Raw genomic sequence first — 17,338 nt, forward strand, 5'->3', positions numbered from 1 at the left:
TTGAAATCCATTCTCGTCCTTTGTGAAGGCAACCACTGCCGCAGTCCCATCGCCGAAGCCCTGCTCCAGGCCGCCCTGGGTCCTGAGGTCCGGGTGGCCTCCGCCGGGCTCAACGCGCTCGAAGGACAGCCTCCGGATCCCGAGGCCATGAACATCTCCCTTCAGAACGGCCTCGACATCGGCGGACACCGCGGGCGGCAGTGGACCAGCGACATGGCCCTCGGCGCGGATCTGGTCCTGGTGATGGACGAGGGGCAGAAGGCTCTCTGTGAAGCCCTGGTGCCGAGTGCCCGTGGGCGGGTGTTCCTGCTCGCGCATTGGCTCGCCACCCCGCCGCCGGGGATCCCTGACCCCTACCTCCAGGGCCCCGAGGCCACTCGGCGGGCCTTCGAACTCATTCATCAATCCGTGGCGGGCTGGCTACCCCGGCTCAAGACGAAGCAAAGGTCGGTATGAACGCCTCCCACCCATCGGACCCGCGCTCCCCATCGGGGACTCCAGAGCCCCTCCCCCGGCGGACCAAGCTGTCTGAAGACGGGGAGGACACGGAGATCTTCCCCTGGCTGGCGGACCTGTGGGAGGGACGGACCCTCGTCTTCGCGTCGGTGGCGATCTTCTTCTTGGCGGGACTGTTCTACGTCTGGTGGGCGCCCCCCCTCTACCAGAACGAGGCCATGCTCCAGATCCAGGCCAAGAAGGAACGGTCCTCCGACACGGCGTTCACGAAGATGGAGAGCATCTTCTCGGAACCGGTCGAAGCCGCCGCGGAGATCGAGATCATCCGGAGCAACCTCGTCCTCGGACGCACCGTCGAGGCCCTGGCCCTTGACGTGGTGGCCGAGCCCGAGGTGATGCCCCTGATCGGCGCGGCCCTGGAGCGCCGGAAGGCCAACCCGGCCCGGCTCGAGATCGAGTCCTTCGAGGTTCCCAAGCCCATCCGCGGCGTGGCCTTCCGCGTCACGTCCCTCCCCGACGGGGCCTTCCAATGGAGCGCCCCGGACGGGACCATCCTCGGAAAGGGAAGGCAGGGGGAGGAACTCAAGGCGACCTACGCCGGTGAGGCCCTGAAACTCAAAGTCCGTGAGCTTGTGGCGAACCCGGGCCAGAAATTCCTCCTCTCGGCGAGGCCGATGCAGGATGTCATCGACGGGCTCCGGCAGGACCTCGACGTCTCCGAACGGGGCAAGCTCACGAACATCCTGGGGCTGACGCTCCGTGGTCCGAACCCGACGAAGTGCCCGGTCATCCTGAACCAGATCATGGACCAGTACGTCAGCCACAAACTGGAGCGGAGGCTGGGGACGATTTCCAAGGCCCAGGCGATCCTGCAGGGGAAAATGCCCGAACTGAAGGCCCAGGTGGAAGCCGCCGAAAGCCGGTTGAACCAGTTCCGGAGCCGGTCCGGCTCCGTCGACCTGTCCAGGGAGGCCGATGTCTACCTCTCGCAAAGCGCCTCCCTGTCCTCCCAGGTCTCGGCCCTGAAACAGAAGCGGGAGGAGCTGCTCCGCACCTACAAAGAGAACTCGGACGTGGTGGTCACGCTCGACCAGCAGATCGGCAAGCTCCAGGCGGAGCTGACCCACATCGACTCGAAGGTCCGCGTGATGCCCGGCCTCCAGCAGGAGGTGGTGCGCCTCTCCCGGGACGTGCAGGTCGCGACCGAGCTGTACACGGCGCTGCTCAACAATGCGCAGCAGCTCCAGATCGCCAGCGCGGGCGACATGGGCAACGTCGTCGTCGTGGACCGGGCCACGGTCAACCTCGATCCCATCGCCCCGAAAAAGAACGTCATCCTGCTGCTCTCCCTGCTGCTGGGCTTGGCGGCCGGCAGCGGCTCGGCCATACTCCGGCGGGCGATCCGCCGCGGGGTCGAGGACCACCGGATCATCGAGACCAAGCTCGGCCTTCCCGTCTTCGTCACGGTGCCGCACAGCAAGGCCCAGCGCGTCCACGACGAAACCATCCAGCGGAGCACCGGCGGCCTGCACCTGCTCGCGGCCCTGGACCCGGGTGACCTCGCGGTGGAGAGCCTGCGCAGCCTGCGGACGATGCTGAACTTCTACATGAAGGATGCCCCGAACCCCGTGATCCTCATCTCGGGCCCGTCTCCGATGATCGGCAAATCCTTCATCAGCGCCAATTTCGCCTGTGTCCTCGCCCAGGCGGGCTCGAGCGTGCTTCTGATCGACGGCGATCTCCGGCGGGGGAAGCTTCACAAGTATTTCGGGCTGAAGAATCGGCTCAATGGATTCTCCAACGTGGTGTCCGGGCAGCAGGAGTGGGAGACCATGGTCCAGGCCAGCGGGATCGACGGCCTGGACCTCGTCAGCACGGGCCTGCTCCCACCGAACCCCTCTGACCTGCTGATGGCACCGCGATTGGCATCCATCTTCGAGCAAGTATCCAAAAAGTACGACTACATCATCGTGGATGCCCCACCCGTGCTTCCCGTCACGGATGCCACGATCCTCGGTTCCCACGCCGCGACAGTCCTCATGGTTGCCAAGTTCGGCCAACATCCCCTCGACGAGCTCCGGGCAGCCCAGAAGCGCTTTGAAAGCCACGGCATTCGTGTTAAAGGTTGTATTTTTAATGACATTAAGCCTGTCGGATGGGGTGGAAATTATCGTCACTATAATTACATCTATAACTATGATCTGAAGAAATAGTCGCGACCGGGTGCCCCAAGGCCCCCTTCGGATCCCGCCTTCGCCCGCCCGCGCCAATGGAGGACTTGATGAAAACGATCGCACTCGTCGGATGCGGACGGATCTCCGCCCGCCACATCCAGGTCCTGACGCAGACGCCCGGCATCCGCCTGGTGGGGGTCTGCGACGTCGTCGAGGAGCGGGCCCGCAAGGCCGCCGGACCGATCGGCCTGCCCTTCTACACCGATGCGATGGAGATGGTGAAGGCCGAGAAGCCCGACATCATCTCCATCCTGACGGAATCCGGTTCCCACGCCCGGGTGGCCATCGCCCTGGCTCCGCACGTCTCCGCCGTGGTCGTCGAGAAGCCCATGGCCCTGACCCTCGAGGACGCCGACGAGCTGATCGAGACCTGCGACCGGAATGCCACCCGTCTCTTCGTCGTCAAGCAGAACCGGTACAACCCGCCCGTGGTCAAGCTCAGGAAGGCGGTGGATCGCGGCGCCTTCGGCAAGATGGTCATGGGCACGGTCCGCGTGCGCTGGTGCCGTGACCAGAGCTACTACGACCAGGATCCCTGGCGGGGGACCTGGCGGGACGATGGCGGGGTATTCACGAACCAGGCGAGCCATCACATCGACCTGCTCCAGTGGATGATGGGTCCCGTGGAGTCCGTCAAGGCCTATACCGCGACCCGGCTCGTGAAGATCGAATCCGAGGATACCGGCGTGGCCATCCTGCGATTCAAGAGCGGGGCCCTCGGCGTCATCGAGGCCACGACCGGGTCCCGGCCGAAGGACCTGGAGGGGAGCCTGTCGGTCCTCGGCGAGAAGGGCTCCGTGGTCATCGGGGGCTTCGCGGTGAACAAGCTGGAGACCTGGAACTTCTCCGATCCCGAGATGATGAAGGAGGTCGCCGAGGATCCATCACAGGCGGTCCCCAATGTGTACGGCCTCGGCCACCAGGCCTTCTACAACGAGGTGCTGGAATGCATGGAGACCGGCCGGAATCCCATGCTGGCGGGCCTCGAAGGCAGGAAGTCCCTGGAGATCATCAACGCCCTCTACGAATCCGCGGCCACCGGCCATGAGGTGTTCCTCAGGTTCGTCCCCCATTCCGTGCTGCTGGGGAGGGGCCGATGACGGAGACCTGCATCCAGTTCCCCAATGTCCTCCTCGGCGAGGGCGCGGCCATCGATGACTTCGTGATCCTCGGGCGGGCGCCGAAAGGGGCCCAGCCCGGTTCGCTGGAGCTGGCCATCGGTCCCGGCGCGGTGCTCCGATCCCACTCCGTCCTCTACGCGGGGAGCAGGATCGGCGCACGGTTCCAGTGTGGACACGGCACCCTCGTCCGCGAACAGTGCACCATCGGCGACGATTGTTCCATCGGATCAGGGACCGTCCTGGAGTTCCTCGTCACCCTCGGCGACCGCGTCCGGATCCACTCCAACTGCTTCATTCCAGAACATTCTGTCCTGGAGGACGACTGCTGGATCGGCCCCAACGTCGTGATCACGAATGCCAAGTTCCCCCAGACGCCCCGGACGAAGGAACTGCTGGCCGGCGTCCGGATCTGCCAAGGCGCGAAGGTCGGCGCCAACTGCACCCTGCTCCCGGGCGTCACCATTGGCCGGCATGCCCTGGTGGGCGCCGGCAGCGTCGTCACCAAGGACGTCCCCGAAGGCATGGTCGTGGCCGGCAACCCGGCCCGCGCCCTCTGCAGGGCCTCGGAGCTCCGCTATCCCGACACCCACGAACCCGTCTATCCAGGAGCCTGACATGGCCGACTCCACCATCCCGCTGGTCGATCTGAAGGGCCAATACCAGGGCATCAAGCCCGAGATCGACGCGGCGATCCAGTCGGTCCTCGATACCACCGGCTTCATCCTGGGCCCCCAGGTGGAGGCCTTCGAGAAGGCCTTCGCCGCATTCTGCGGCGCGGGCCATTGCGTCGCCATGGGGAACGGCACGGATGCCGGGGTGCTGGCCCTGGAGGCGCTCGGGGTCGGTCGGGGCGACGAGGTCATCACCGTCTCCCACACGTTCATCGCCACGGCCGAGGCCATCTCCGAGCTGGGCGCCGTGCCCGTCTTCGTGGACGTGCGGAAGGACAGCCTGCTCATGGACGTCGCGAAGATCGAGGCCGCCATCACGCCGCGGACGCGGGCCATCGTGCCCGTGCACCTCTACGGCCAGACCGTGGACATGGATCCGCTGCTGCTGATCGCCCGCAGGCACGGCCTGAAGGTCATGGAGGACGCCTGCCAGGCCCATGGCGCAGAGTACAAAGGCCGGCGGGCCGGCTCCATGGGTGACGCCGCGACCTTCAGCTTCTATCCCGGGAAGAACCTCGGTGCCTATGGCGACGCCGGCGCCGTCGTGACCAACCGGGCCGACCTGGCCGACTGGATCCACCGCAAGCGCAATCACGGACGGGCAACCAAGTACACCCATGATTTCGTGGGACGGAACTCGCGCATGGACGGCATCCAGGGCGCGGTCCTGAACGTCAAGCTCCCCCGCCTGGAGGCCTGGAACGCCGACCGGCGCAGGATCGCCGCCCAGTACGACAGCCTGCTGGCCCCGCTCGGCATCCGGCGCGTGGCGACCCAGGAGGACTGCCTGCCCGTCTTCCACCTGTACGTCGTCCGCGTGACCGACCGGGCCAGGAAGCTGGAGAACCTCAAGGCCGCGGGCATCGAAGCCGGCATCCACTACCCGGTGCCGCTCCACCTGCAGAAGGCCTACCAGCACCTGGGGCTGGCCAAGGGCCACCTGCCCGTCACCGAGACGGCCGCGGATGAGATCCTGTCCCTCCCCATCTGGCCGGGAATGGGGCTGGACCTGGTGGAACGGGTCGTGGCCGTGCTCAAGGGCTAGCTTCCGCCACCGATCCCGGTGCCGGTCATCCGCGCTCCGATCCATCGAGAGCGGGGGATGTCTGCGCGTCGCGCGCCCGCTCGAGCATGAACTGGGCGCGGTCGAAACCGAAGGTGGCGATCCCGAGCCACATGACTGTGTCCACGAAGGTGAGGCTGCCTTTCTTGCTGAGCACGATCAGCTGGTAGATGAAGAGGGAGAGCATGAGGGCGGCGAAGATGACCGTCGGCTGCTGGGCCTGCTGCCTGGCCAGGGCCAGAGTCCTGAAGCCGAACCGGAAGGCGAGGAGGCAGGCGAGGCAGAGCATGCCGAAGCCGATGATGCCCGTCTCGCCGAAGGCCTGCACGAAGTGGTTGTGCGGGTAGATGCCCAGCCGCTTCTCGCACCCCCGCGCGCCGATTCCGACCAGGAGGTTCCGGGGCGAGGACAGCGCCATCTCGATGGTCTTGGCGCTGAGGCCCATGCGATCGTTGGAGGCCTCCGCCATGGAACTGGCCGAGTACCTCCAGGAGAGCTCGGCGATCTTGTTCTTCGGCAGGATGCTGAAGAAGACGATGGCGGACAGGGCGGCGAGGAATGCAACCTGGTAGACCATCCACTTGGCGTACTGGGCGAGGTCCCTTCCCTTCACCAGCGAGACCAGCACGCATGCGCAGGCGATGCCGGTGAAGGTCTCGCCTCGGGACGTGTTGAACGTCAGCCATAGACCCATGACCAGGCCGGTGGCGCCGGCCAGGAGCCAGAGGGTCTTGGGCAGTCCGCGGTTCTCGCGCTGGGTGGTCTGCATCAAGAGGATGCAGGTGCTCAGGATGATCAGGTAGGCCCCCATGTCCGCGATGGCCAGGGGATTGCCCTCATCGTACTGGCCGACCTGGAAGTGCACGACCAGGCGGCCGATGTCCGGCGACAGGTGGAAGGCCGGGGAGACCATGAGCCCCAGGGTCGCGAGAAGCGTCAGGGCCCACACGGCGATGTAGGCCCGGAGCATGAGCTCGGGGCTTTCGGTGAGTGACGGCAGCATGGCGAAGTAGACAAGGAAATAAGGGAGGAAGCGCCACGAGTCCGCTCCGTAGTACGGAGACCACATGATGGAAATCCAGAAGAATCCCAGGAACGCCCAGGTCAGCACCTGGAGGGTCTTCCCGCTCTTCGTCCAGCAGTTCACACCCGGATTCCGGACGATGATGTTGTACAGGTAAATGACGGCGATCATCGCGGCCATCATGTAGTTGAACAGGGGCCCCCTCGTCTGGAACGTCGGCACGGCCAGGGAGGCGATCTGCTTGTAGGCGTAGGTCATGATGCCCAGGGGAATCGCCAGGGCCGGGAACCGGATCGCGAAGACGAACATGATCACGAGGGACAGGAAGAAGCCTGCGAGCACCGCGCTTGACATGGGTCACTCTGTGGATTCGGACGGGGGCGTGGGGCGCGGGACGGGCGCCTCGGCAAGTTTCGGCGATTTCGAGAACAGGTCCCGGAAGGAGGCGACCTTCCGGAGGGAGAACGCCAAGAAGAGGCCGATCAGCCCCAGCCCAAGCAGGACCGTCCAGCCGTGGAGCTCCCGATGCTGCCAGGTCATGGCCGAAAGCACCAGGATCAGTCCGGCCCCGAGCGCGATCCTGTATGCTTCGCCGGACCGGATGACGAATCCGTGGGAGACGTAGGCGTAGTAGACCATGACAGCCGTATAGCAGAGGTAGAGCGCCAGGAACATGATTCCCAACCACTCGACCCCCCCTCCGGCGGCGAGGACCGCCCATCCCGATCCGGCCAGCCCCAGCGTGAACGCCACCTCGGTCCAGAAGAACCAGCGGAGCTCGTGGAAGGCCAGCATGGGGAAGGAGAGCACCCAGGACACCCCCTTGAAGAAGTCCCCGATGAGCATCCAGCGCATGACGCTCAGGGCGGGAAGGAGGGAGGCGGAGAACATGACCCGCACCACCAGCGGTTTGAACAGGATGGCGAGGGAGACGAGGACGGGCATCGCCACCACCGCCATCTGGAGGTACGACCGCATGAGCGCCCGACGGTCCTCGGGGTCCTGCAGGCGGCTCAGGCTGGGCATGTAGTAGTTCCCGAACGAGCCCAGGGCCAGCGTCACGTAGGCCATGGAGAGGGTCCAGGCCACCCAGTAGTAGCCGGCCATCGACAGGCCGATCCGCGCAGCCACGATGCGGTTCATGAAGTACTGGGCCCCGGTGTTCAGCAGTCCCGTCATCAGGAGGACCGAGGACATCCGGAAGAAGTAGGCGGCATCCTTCCCGTCGATGGCTGTGCGGAAGGCCGGAAGCCGCCCGGCCTTCCGCGTGGCCCAGAATGCGGCCAGAGCCACGGCCGCCGGCGGCAGGCCGAGCATGAGCACGAATCCCGAAGAGGCACCGGCCCGCACGAGGACTACCATGGGGAGGACCAGGAGCAGCGCGCAGACCGGGCCCACCAGCTGGGAGATCACCAGCTGGTCCAGGAGCCGGTAGGCCGTGAGGACGCTGGTGTAGAGCGTCTGGGCCGCCATGCAGAGGGCCGCCAGCGCGAGCCACCTCAGGAGCAGGATGGCCTGGGGATGCGGGATCAGGCTGGGGGCAATGACGGGCGCCCCGAGGATCAGGACGAGGGCGACTCCGGCGGCCATCAGGACCATGAGGGTCTGGACGCTTTCCGCGAACCGCCGTTGGGCCTCGTCCACCCGGCTGGCGATGCCCTGGATCAGGGCCGTGTGGCCGGCGAAAGTGGCCACCACCACCAGGTACTGGAGCAGCTGGCGCAGGATGCCGAACAGACCGACGCCGGCCGCACCAAGCTGGACCGAGATGATCTTGACCGCCAGCATCCAGCCCAGGAGGTTGGCCAGAGTGGCGGCGGCGACCTTCAGGGCAGCCAGGAGGATGTCACGCATGGGGCCATTCCGGCCCCGGAGGCCAGGCGCCAGGCAGTGGGCCCTTCGGTGGCTTGCGTTTCATGGGTACCAGGAGGACGGGATTCCGGAATGGATGATAGCCGCGGGGCGAGGGGAGGCCGATTCCGAAGCCGCAGGAGGGCGACTTGGTTACGGGTCATCATGGCGGAGGCTGCGTCTCATGCTACCATCCTTTGTGAAATCATCGACAATGGGCTGGGATCGATGCCTTTTCTTACAGGCCCGCCCCACCTGAGCCCCTTACGACAAATCGCTCCCAGTTCGCGGTGGACGCTCATGTGCGGAATCTTTGGTGAAATCAACCTCGCCGGCCCTGGATTCGACCTGGGTTCGGCGCGCCGTGCGCTGGACTCGATCCGCCACCGCGGGCCAGACGACGAGGGCTGGGTCTGCATCAATACGGGCCGAGGGGCCGCGGTCCCCTTCGCCGGACCCGACACCATGCCGGAGCTCCAGCTGCCTTCCATTGGTCAGGCCGACCCGGCCGCCTTTGACGTCTGTCTGGGCTTCCGCCGTCTCTCGATCCTGGATCTCAGCTCCGCGGGACACCAGCCCATGCGCAGCGCAGACGGGACCTGCTGGATCGTGTTCAACGGCGAGGTCTACAACTTCATCGAGCTGCGTCGCGAGCTGGAGGCCCTGGGCCACGTCTTCCGCAGCCAGGGCGACACGGAAGTCCTGCTGGCGGGCTACCAGGCCTGGGGGCGCGGCGTCTTCTCCCGGCTGGAGGGCATGTTCGCCTTCTGCCTCGTGGACCTCCAGCGGGGCGACGTGCTCCTGGGCCGGGACCACTTCGGCATCAAGCCCCTCTACTACACGTTCGCGAACGGCCGGCTCCTGTTCGCCTCCGAGATCCGCTGCCTGCTCTGCTACCCGGACGTGGCGCGGCGGCTCAACCCCGAGGCGCTGTTCCGCTACCTTCGCCTCGGAAGCTCGGACGGCCATCCGGAAACCATGATTCGCGGCATCTGGCAGGTGCCGCCCGGATCCTACGGCCTGCTGAACCGGGGGGGGAAGTCGCTGGATCTGACACGCTACTGGGCCCTGGATCCGGACCGCACCGCCGCCTGCAGCCTGGAGGAAGCCAGCCGGGCCGTCCGCAGCAGGCTCGAAGAGAGCGTGCTCCTGCACCTGCGGAGCGACGTCCCCCTGGGTTCCTGCCTCTCGGGGGGCCTGGATTCGACAACCCTTGTCATGTTGATGAAGGGCCTGCTGGAGCCCGGCCACCCCGTGGACTGCTTCACCTTCATCACCGATGATCCCGTCCTCAGCGAGCAGCGCTTCGTCGACGTGGCCTCCGCCGCCGCCCAGGTGAACCTGCACACGGTGGCGCCGACCCCCCAGGAGTTCTCCCGGGACATGGCCGATCTCATCCGGACCCAGGAGCTCCCCTTCGGAGGCCCGACGGTGTATGCCCAGTACCGGGTGTTCCGCCTGGCCCGGGAGTCGGGCATGACGGTGATGCTGGACGGCCAGGGCGCAGACGAGTTGTTCGGGGGCTACTACACCTACCTGGGCGCCAGGATCGCCGAAGACCTCTGCCGGCTCTCCTTCGGGAAGGTGGCTGGGGTCCTGAGGAACACACCGGGCAATCAGCGGCAGTACTTCTTCCGGATGCTGGCCTTCGCCTTCGCGCGGCTCCTTCCATCCGGCCTGCGTCCCCTGATCCGGCCCCTGGCCGGCGAGCCCCTGTTCCCGGACTGGCTGCGGAAGTCCTGGTTCCTCGAGCGGGGCTTCCCAGGCGTGGAACGGACCGCGGGCTCGGGGGCCAACGCCCTCAAGCGGGAACTGGCGCTCTCGGTCCAGGAGGGCTCCCTGCCTGCCCTGCTCCGCTACGAGGATCGCAATTCCATGCGCTTCTCCATCGAAAGCCGGGTGCCCTTCTGCAACCACCGGCTGGCCGAACTCGCCTTCTCCCTGCCGTCGGACCACCTGATCTCCGGAAGGGGCGTCACCAAGAGCGTGCTCCGGGAAGCCGCCCGCGGCCTGGTTCCGGACTTCATCATCGACCGGGAGAAGGTGGGATTCGGGACGCCTGACCGGACCTGGCTGTCCGCCATCCGCGGGCACGTGGATGCCGTGGTCTCAGAGGGGGAGGCCATGGACCTGCCCTTCCTCACCCACATCCGGCGCGAGACCGCCCACGCCCTCGACGCCTCCGGCGTCTGGCCGGCCCATGCCTGGCGGATCTTCAACCTCATCGAATGGATGAAGGCCTTCGACATCCAGGTCGAATGAGCGCGGCCTGAACCAGACCCCGCCCCGCTTCGGCGTCCTCCCCTTCCCACTGCGCAGTGTCATCAGGTGCCCCATGCCCCCCTTGATCCACAGGCCACGGCTGCTCCACCTGTTCCTGGCCGGGGCCCTGTCCCTGCTGGTCGGATGCGGGAGTGGCGGGGCGGCCGGAACCGGCTCCGCCTCGGCTTCCCGCAGTTTCTACGGCTCGGGGATCAACGCGGACGATCTGGCGAACATCGTCATCGGATGGGACACGGCCAACGACACGTGCAACCGCGTCGTGAGCCACCGCTGGCGCGCCGGCCACACGGGGGCCCTGAGGTCCATCCGGCCCTTCTTCCAGTGGAGCACCGTCAAACCGGGCTATGCCATGGGCGACGGGGGAACCATCCAGATCCAGCTCCAGACCGACGATGGGAGCGCCAACCACCTCCCCTCCGGAACCGCGCTCGCGGCCCTCGTGTGCGACCACCCCGTCACCACCGGCGACCACTGGCCCCTGCTGACCTTCCCCACTCCCGCCAGCGTGGTCGAGGGCCAGCTGTACCACCTCGTCTACACCAACGTGGCCGCCGACCCCAAGGCCAACTGGGTCTCCCTGGACCACCTGCTGCTGTGGGATGCCGGTGCCTCCGTGCAGCCCACCCTTCTCAACACGGACTGGGCTGTCCTCGAGCGCGGATGTGGCGGGGCCTGGGCCGTGTACAACCGGGGGGGAGGGCACGGCTACACACCCATCCTCGAGCTGGACTACGGAGACGGAGCCTCCCAGGGACAGGGCTACGTCCAGGGCTACGGGCAGACGGTCACCACGCCCTGGGTGAATCCGAAGCCCATCACCGGAGCCCAGGGGGTCCGGGAGACCTTCACCCCCTCCGGCGCCGATCGGACCGTGACCGCAGTGTCGGTGCGGGTGAATCGGATCGGCGGCACCGGCGCGCTGACGGTGCGGGTGGAGAAGGTGGACGGGACCCTGGTGGGCCAGGGGAGCGTGATCGTCGCGCAGGGCGTGGTGAGCCCCATCCACAACGGCGCCTCCTGGGCCAGGGTGGCCTTCCCGGGCCCTCTGCCCCTCGCAGCCGGCCAGGGCTACCGGCTCGTGCTCAGCTCCCCGGCGGACACCACCCACACGACGCACGTCCTCGAGAAGGGCGGCAGCTCCGGCTACCGGTCCACGACCTACTTCGCCGACGGCCATGCGGAGTTCAACAGCGGAACGGGGTGGCAGGGATGGGACCTCTGGGGCCTGCCGAACCAGAGCGACACGGACCTCCAGTTCTATTTCGAGTAGGGCCCGGAAGCTTGATTTCAGGCAAAGCGTTTTTCATTTGAATTTCCTATACACATCATCGTTTTAAAACTAAATTAACGCCATGATCCAAGAACATGTCGCAGGAATCGCCACCATCCGTGGAACAGGAGCCCAAGCTCATGGGTGAGCCGAAAAGGGATGTCCCCATCCACGTCTGCATCGTCACCACGGCCCACCCCATCGACGATGTGCGCGTGAACAACAAGATCGCGCACGCCTTCAAGTCCGCGGGCTTCAAGGTCACCTGGGTGGGCCCCGGGCACGCCTTCTTCGACCAGGACAACTACAACCGGGATGGCATCGAGTTCCTGCTCACGCCTCCGATCCGGGGTCGCCTGGACCGGCTGGTCTCCCGCTTCCGCGTCCGCAGGCTGGCCGCCACCGTGCCGGGCGTGGATGTCTACTACTCCCCGGATCCTGATTCGGGGCCCATCTCCGTAGACTTGGCCAGGCGGAACGGGGCGCGATCCGTCTTCGACATCCACGAGATCTACCACGGGACCAATCTGGACAAGTGGCTGTTCGGTTTCCGCCTGCAGCCCATCAGGGATTTCGTGCGGAGGGGCATCGCCCGGACCTGTTCGCGGGCCGACCTGGTCATGGGTGTCAGCGATGCGGTCCTCGACCCGGTCTTCCCCGACCGGGCGAAGCGCCTCGTCGTCCGCAGCTGCGCCCCGGCCTGGTTCGCGAACGGCCCCACGGCGGATGTCTGCGGCGAGGGACGGACGCAGCTCCGCCTCATGCACGGCAAGGGCCACCTCGCCTACGGCACGGGCAAGGTGCTCGAGGCGCTCCGGCTCGTGAAACAGCAGGGCCCCCACCCCAGCGTGGTCGTGATGGCCGCCGGAGATCCCTCGGCGGATCCCACCATCCAGACCCTGGCCCCCATCGCCAGGGACCTCGGGGTGACGGATGCCCTGGATATCCGGAAGGGGGTCCCCCTCCAGGAGATGCCCGACATCCTCCGTTCCTGCGACGCGGGGATGATCTCGTATGGCCGGGGGCTCGGCATCGACATCCTCCCGAACCGGCTCTTCGAGTACCTGGCGCTGGGCCTGCCGGTCATCGCGCCCTCCTATGCCGTGGAAGTGGCGAAGATCCTCGACGCCGAGCAGTGCGGGTTGCTGGTGGACTTCGAAGATCCTGGGGCCATCGCCGAGGCCATCATCCGGCTCCAGAACGACCGGACCCTTTGCCGCGACATGGGGAGGCGGGGCAAGGAGGGTTTCCTTGCCCGGCACAACTGGGAGGTCGAGGTCGAGCCCCTGCTGCAGACGATCCGCGCCTGGGGTCCCGCCAGGGGGAGGGCTTGATGATCAAGTCGGGCTTGAACGCCATCCGGAACCTGCTGCTGTTCAGGCTCCGCTATCCCTGGGTGAAGAAGGGGCGGGGCATCCACTGCCAGTGGACCACGCTCTTCCTGGCCCCCCACAAGCACGTGATCCTGGGAAACCAGGTCGGCATCGGGGGCCATTGCCTGATCCAGGCCGACACCGAGATCGGGAACAAGGTCATGATCGCCTCCAGCATCGCGTTCCTGAACCGGGACGAGCACAACTACGACATCCTCGGCAAGGCGATGTGGGATTCAGGGAAGGCGCAACGATCCAAGATCATCATCGAGGATGACGTGTGGATCGGACACGGGGCGATCCTCCTGGCCCCCCTCCGGATCGGACGGGGTGCGATCGTGGCCGCCGGGAGCGTGGTCGTGAAGGATGTCCCACCCTACGCCATCGTGGCCGGCAATCCCTCGAAGCTCATCAAGATGCGGTTCACGCCCGAGCAGATCGAGGTCCATGACCGGATCCTCTATGGTTAGGTAGGATGGTCAGGCGGAAGCCGCCTGCGGATCCCAGCTTCAACCAACCGAAGGGAGACGGACTCGTGACGGGACAAGACGCACGCATCGCGATCACGGGAGCCGACGGCTTCCTGGGATGGCACGTGCGCTGTTCGATGAAGATTGCCGGGGACCCCGAACCACGGCAGGCGGTCGAGGCCGACTTCCGGTCCGTGGAGGCGCTTCACCAGGCCATCGGCTCCGTGGATGCCGTCCTCCACCTGGCCGGCATGAACCGCGGCTCGGAGGAGGAGGTCTTCGAGACCAACCTCCGCCTGGCCGACACCCTGACCGCCGCCCTGGACCGGGCCGGCCCGGCGCCGACCATCCTCTTCGCCAACTCCACCCACAGCTTCAACGACAGCGCCTTCGGCCGGTCCAAGCGGGAAGCCTCGGCACGGCTGTCGAGGTGGGCCGCCGCTCGCGGCTCCCGGTACGTGGACGTGATCCTGCCGCACCTCTTCGGCGAGGGCGGCCGGCCCTTCTACAACAGCGGCTTCGCCACCTTCTGCCACCAGCTGGCCACCGGCGGGGAGCCCCAGATCCACCAGGACGGCCAGGTCGAGCTCTTCCATGCGCAACGGGCGGCCCTTGCCTTCCAGGGCCTCCTGGCCGATGGCGGTGCCTCCGGCACCGTCCGGCTGGAAGGGGCGCCGATGCGCGTTTCCGAGGCCCTCGAGCGCCTCCGGGCCATCCATGCGACCTACCAGGGCGGGATCATCCCCCCGCTTGCCGATCCCCTGGCGCTGGAATTCTTCAACACCTACCGCAGCTACCTGTACCCCGCCCAGGTTCCGATCCCCCTGCTGCTCCGAACCGATCCCCGCGGGAGCCTGTTCGAGGCGGTGAAGACCCAGCACGGCGGGCAGGCCTTCCTCTCCACGACCCACCCAGGCATCACCCGCGGAAGGCATTTCCACCGGCACAAGGTGGAGCGCTTCCTGGTGATCTCAGGCCAGGCGGAGATCCGGATCCGCCGGCTCTTCGATGGGAAGGTCTTGGTCTTCCCCGTGTCCGGGGAGGCTCCCTGCTTCATCGACATCCCGACCCTGCACACGCACGAGATCACCAACGTGGGCAGCCGGGATCTGCTGACCCTGTTCTGGAGCCACGAGATTTTCGATCCCTCCAATCCGGACACCTACTCCGAGCCTGTCATCCTGGAATCATGAATAAACTACGAGTCCTCACAGTGGTTGGAACACGGCCGGAGATCATACGGCTCTCGCGGGTGATCGCGCGGCTGGAGCAGGATTTCGAGCACCGGCTCGCCCACACGGGCCAGAACTATGACTTCGAGTTGAACCAGGTCTTCTTCGAGGACCTGGAGCTGCGCAAGCCTGACTACTTCCTGGACGCCGTGGCCGGCTCCCTGGCGGAGACCATCGGGAACATCATCACCCGCATCGATCAGGTGCTCGCCGAATTCAAGCCCGACGCGCTGCTGGTACTCGGAGACACCAACAGCTGCCTGGCAGTCATCGCCGCCAAGCGACGCAAGATCCCCATCTTCCACATGGAGGCCGGCAACCGGTGCTTCGACCAGCGGGTGCCCGAGGAGACCAACCGGAAGATCGTGGACCACACCAGCGACATCAACCTCCCCTACAGCCGGCTGGCCCGCGAGAACCTGCTGAGGGAAGGCCTCCCCACGGACCGGATCATCCAGACCGGCAGCCCCATGTACGAGGTGCTCCACCACGCCATGCCCCGCATCGAGGCCTCCACCGTGCTGTCCCGCCTGGGCCTCGTGCCCGGGGAGTACTACGTGGTGAGCTGCCACCGGGAGGAGAACGTGGACGCCGAGTCCAACCTCCGCCTCCTGGTGGGCACCCTGAACCAGCTCGCCGCCAGCCGAGGCCGGCGGATCATCGTCTCCACCCATCCCCGCACCCGGGCGCGGCTGGACGCACTCGGGCTCACCCTCGACCCGCTTGTGGAGCTCCTGAAGCCCCTCGGCTTCCTGGACTACATCAAGCTCCAGACCTCCGCCGCCGCCGTGCTGTCGGACAGCGGCACCATCACCGAGGAGTCCTCCATCCTCGACTTCCCGGCCCTGAACATCCGCGAGGCCCACGAGCGCCCCGAGGGCATGGAGGAGGGGGCGGTGATGATGACCGGGCTGGGCTGGGAGCGGGTCGAGCAGGGGCTGGCCATGCTGGAAGGCGGGACCCCTGAGGGGCGCCGGACCTGCATCGTCCGGGACTACGTGGCCCCGAACGTGAGCCAGACCGTCTCCAGGTTGATCCTGAGCTACACCGACTTCGTCAACCGCGTCGTATGGCGCCGCCCCTGAGCCGGTACCGCCCATTGAAAGGCCCCATCCACCACCGTCCCGCGAACCACCAGCGCCACCGGCCCAGGCGGGCCCGGCCCACGAAGGCGAACCAAGATCGATGAGGTCAACCATGGCGCTCCTTGCCGACCTTTCCAAGAAGAAGCTCCTGATATCCGGTGGCACCGGCTCCTTCGGCAATGCAGTCCTCCGCAGGTACCTGTGCTCCGACATCGGGGAGATCCGCATCTTCAGCCGCGACGAGAAGAAGCAGGACGACATGCGGCACGAGTACCGCGATGGCCGAATCAAGTACTACATCGGGGACGTGCGGAATCCACGCAGCATCGCCTCCGCCCTGCGGGGCGTGGACTACGTGTTCCATGCCGCCGCCCTGAAACAGGTCCCCTCCTGCGAGTTCTATCCGGTGGAGTCCGTGCTCACCAACGTGCTGGGCACCCACAACATGCTGACCGCCTGCATCCAGGAGGGCGTGCGGAAGGTGGTCTGCCTCAGCACCGACAAGGCGGTCTACCCCATCAACGCCATGGGCATCTCCAAGGCACTCATGGAGAAGGTGGTCGTTTCCGAATCCCGCAACCTGGACGAGGCCAGGACCACGATCGTCGTCACGCGCTACGGCAACGTCATGGCCTCCCGCGGGTCGGTGATTCCCCTCTTCCTGGACCAGATCCGGACCGGCAAGCCCATCACGGTCACGGACCCGGCCATGACCCGCTTCCTGATGCACCTGGACGTGGCGGTCGAGCTGGTGGAGTTCGCCTTCGAGAACGGACACAACGGCGACACCTTCATCCGGAAGTCCCCGGCCGCCACCATCGGCGACCTGGCCAAGGCCATCTGCAACCTGCTGGGCGTCGATGCCCCCATCCAGGTCATCGGCAGCCGGCACGGCGAGAAGCGGTACGAATCCCTGATGTCGAAGGAGGAGTCGGCCCGGGCCGAGGATCTCGGGAACTACTTCCGGGTCCCCGCCGACTCCCGCGATCTCAACTACGACAAGTACTTCACCGACGGGAACCCGGCCACGTTCCGCTTCGACGAGTACAACTCCGACAACACTGAGCGGCTCGACCTGCCCAGGATCAAGGAGCTGCTGCTGACCCTGGATTGCGTCCGGGAAGCCGTGCAGCAGATCCCAGACAGGGAAAAGGGCGGGTGACCCCGCCCCTCCCCCATTCAGGCCCCACTCCCCCCCGGAAGCC

The 17,338-nt window shown here is 66.4% G+C and carries 14 protein-coding genes; 12 read left to right on the forward strand and 2 right to left on the reverse strand.

The annotated features are described in order from the left end of the window. The 5 genes from QOZ81_RS09955 to QOZ81_RS09975 all read left to right on the forward strand — a co-directional run bounded on the left by QOZ81_RS09955 (position 1) and on the right by QOZ81_RS09975 (position 5,527). Positions 1-456 carry a low molecular weight protein-tyrosine-phosphatase gene (locus QOZ81_RS09955; RefSeq protein ID WP_291207430.1) on the forward strand — a complete coding sequence of 152 codons (456 nt, stop codon included), beginning with the start codon at positions 1-3 and terminating at the stop codon, positions 454-456. After that, positions 453-2,669 (forward strand): polysaccharide biosynthesis tyrosine autokinase, encoded by a 2,217-nt coding sequence (locus QOZ81_RS09960; protein WP_291207427.1) that lies wholly within the window; start codon positions 453-455, stop codon positions 2,667-2,669. Before QOZ81_RS09955 ends, QOZ81_RS09960 begins: the two co-directional genes overlap by 4 nt. A gap of 68 nt (positions 2,670-2,737) precedes the next feature. Next, positions 2,738-3,790, forward strand: a complete 1,053-nt coding sequence (locus QOZ81_RS09965; RefSeq protein WP_291207424.1) for a Gfo/Idh/MocA family protein — start codon at positions 2,738-2,740, stop codon at positions 3,788-3,790. Further along, positions 3,787-4,425: an acyltransferase gene (locus QOZ81_RS09970; protein ID WP_291207421.1), complete on the forward strand. Its 639-nt coding sequence runs from the start codon at positions 3,787-3,789 to the stop codon at positions 4,423-4,425. The genes QOZ81_RS09965 and QOZ81_RS09970 overlap by 4 nt, the downstream gene beginning before the upstream one ends. Before the next feature lies 1 nt (position 4,426). Further along, complete coding sequence (locus tag QOZ81_RS09975) at positions 4,427-5,527, forward strand: DegT/DnrJ/EryC1/StrS family aminotransferase (RefSeq protein ID WP_291207418.1); 1,101 nt, start codon at positions 4,427-4,429, stop codon at positions 5,525-5,527. A 25-nt stretch (positions 5,528-5,552) separates the two neighbouring features. On the opposite strand, the gene QOZ81_RS09980 is transcribed toward QOZ81_RS09975, so the two are convergent. Both QOZ81_RS09980 and QOZ81_RS09985 read right to left on the reverse strand, forming a co-directional pair. Next, complete coding sequence (locus QOZ81_RS09980) at positions 5,553-6,923, reverse strand: hypothetical protein (RefSeq protein ID WP_291207415.1); 1,371 nt, start codon at positions 6,921-6,923, stop codon at positions 5,553-5,555. A gap of 3 nt (positions 6,924-6,926) precedes the next feature. Then, entirely contained in the window at positions 6,927-8,423 is a 1,497-nt protein-coding gene (locus QOZ81_RS09985; protein ID WP_291207412.1) for an oligosaccharide flippase family protein, read from the reverse strand. Positions 8,424-8,720: 297 nt separating this feature from the next. On the opposite strand from QOZ81_RS09985, the gene asnB reads away from it, so the two are divergent. The 7 genes from asnB (at position 8,721) to QOZ81_RS10020 (ending at position 17,295) form a co-directional block, all read left to right on the forward strand. Beyond that, positions 8,721-10,682 carry an asparagine synthase (glutamine-hydrolyzing) gene (gene asnB, locus QOZ81_RS09990; protein ID WP_291207409.1) on the forward strand — a complete coding sequence of 654 codons (1,962 nt, stop codon included), beginning with the start codon at positions 8,721-8,723 and terminating at the stop codon, positions 10,680-10,682. A gap of 73 nt (positions 10,683-10,755) precedes the next feature. Next, positions 10,756-11,973: a hypothetical protein gene (locus QOZ81_RS09995; protein ID WP_291207406.1), complete on the forward strand. Its 1,218-nt coding sequence runs from the start codon at positions 10,756-10,758 to the stop codon at positions 11,971-11,973. Between the two features lie 140 nt (positions 11,974-12,113). Continuing rightward, the gene (locus QOZ81_RS10000; protein ID WP_291207403.1) at positions 12,114-13,307 is read left to right on the forward strand and encodes a glycosyltransferase; all 1,194 of its coding nucleotides are present in this window, start codon (positions 12,114-12,116) and stop codon (positions 13,305-13,307) included. After that, complete coding sequence (locus QOZ81_RS10005; protein ID WP_291207400.1) at positions 13,307-13,816, forward strand: CatB-related O-acetyltransferase; 510 nt, start codon at positions 13,307-13,309, stop codon at positions 13,814-13,816. Before QOZ81_RS10000 ends, QOZ81_RS10005 begins: the two co-directional genes overlap by 1 nt. Positions 13,817-13,881: 65 nt before the next feature. Beyond that, complete coding sequence (locus QOZ81_RS10010) at positions 13,882-15,009, forward strand: polysaccharide biosynthesis C-terminal domain-containing protein (RefSeq protein ID WP_366082939.1); 1,128 nt, start codon at positions 13,882-13,884, stop codon at positions 15,007-15,009. Next, complete coding sequence (gene wecB / locus QOZ81_RS10015) at positions 15,006-16,133, forward strand: non-hydrolyzing UDP-N-acetylglucosamine 2-epimerase (protein WP_291207395.1); 1,128 nt, start codon at positions 15,006-15,008, stop codon at positions 16,131-16,133. Before QOZ81_RS10010 ends, wecB begins: the two co-directional genes overlap by 4 nt. Before the next feature lie 112 nt (positions 16,134-16,245). Beyond that, a complete protein-coding gene (locus QOZ81_RS10020; protein ID WP_291207390.1) occupies positions 16,246-17,295 on the forward strand; it encodes a polysaccharide biosynthesis protein in 1,050 nt (349 codons plus the stop codon). Positions 17,296-17,338: the final 43 nt, after the last annotated feature.

Source organism: Geothrix sp. (assembly GCF_030219325.1).
In the GTDB taxonomy this organism is placed as follows: Bacteria; Acidobacteriota; Holophagae; order Holophagales; family Holophagaceae; genus Geothrix.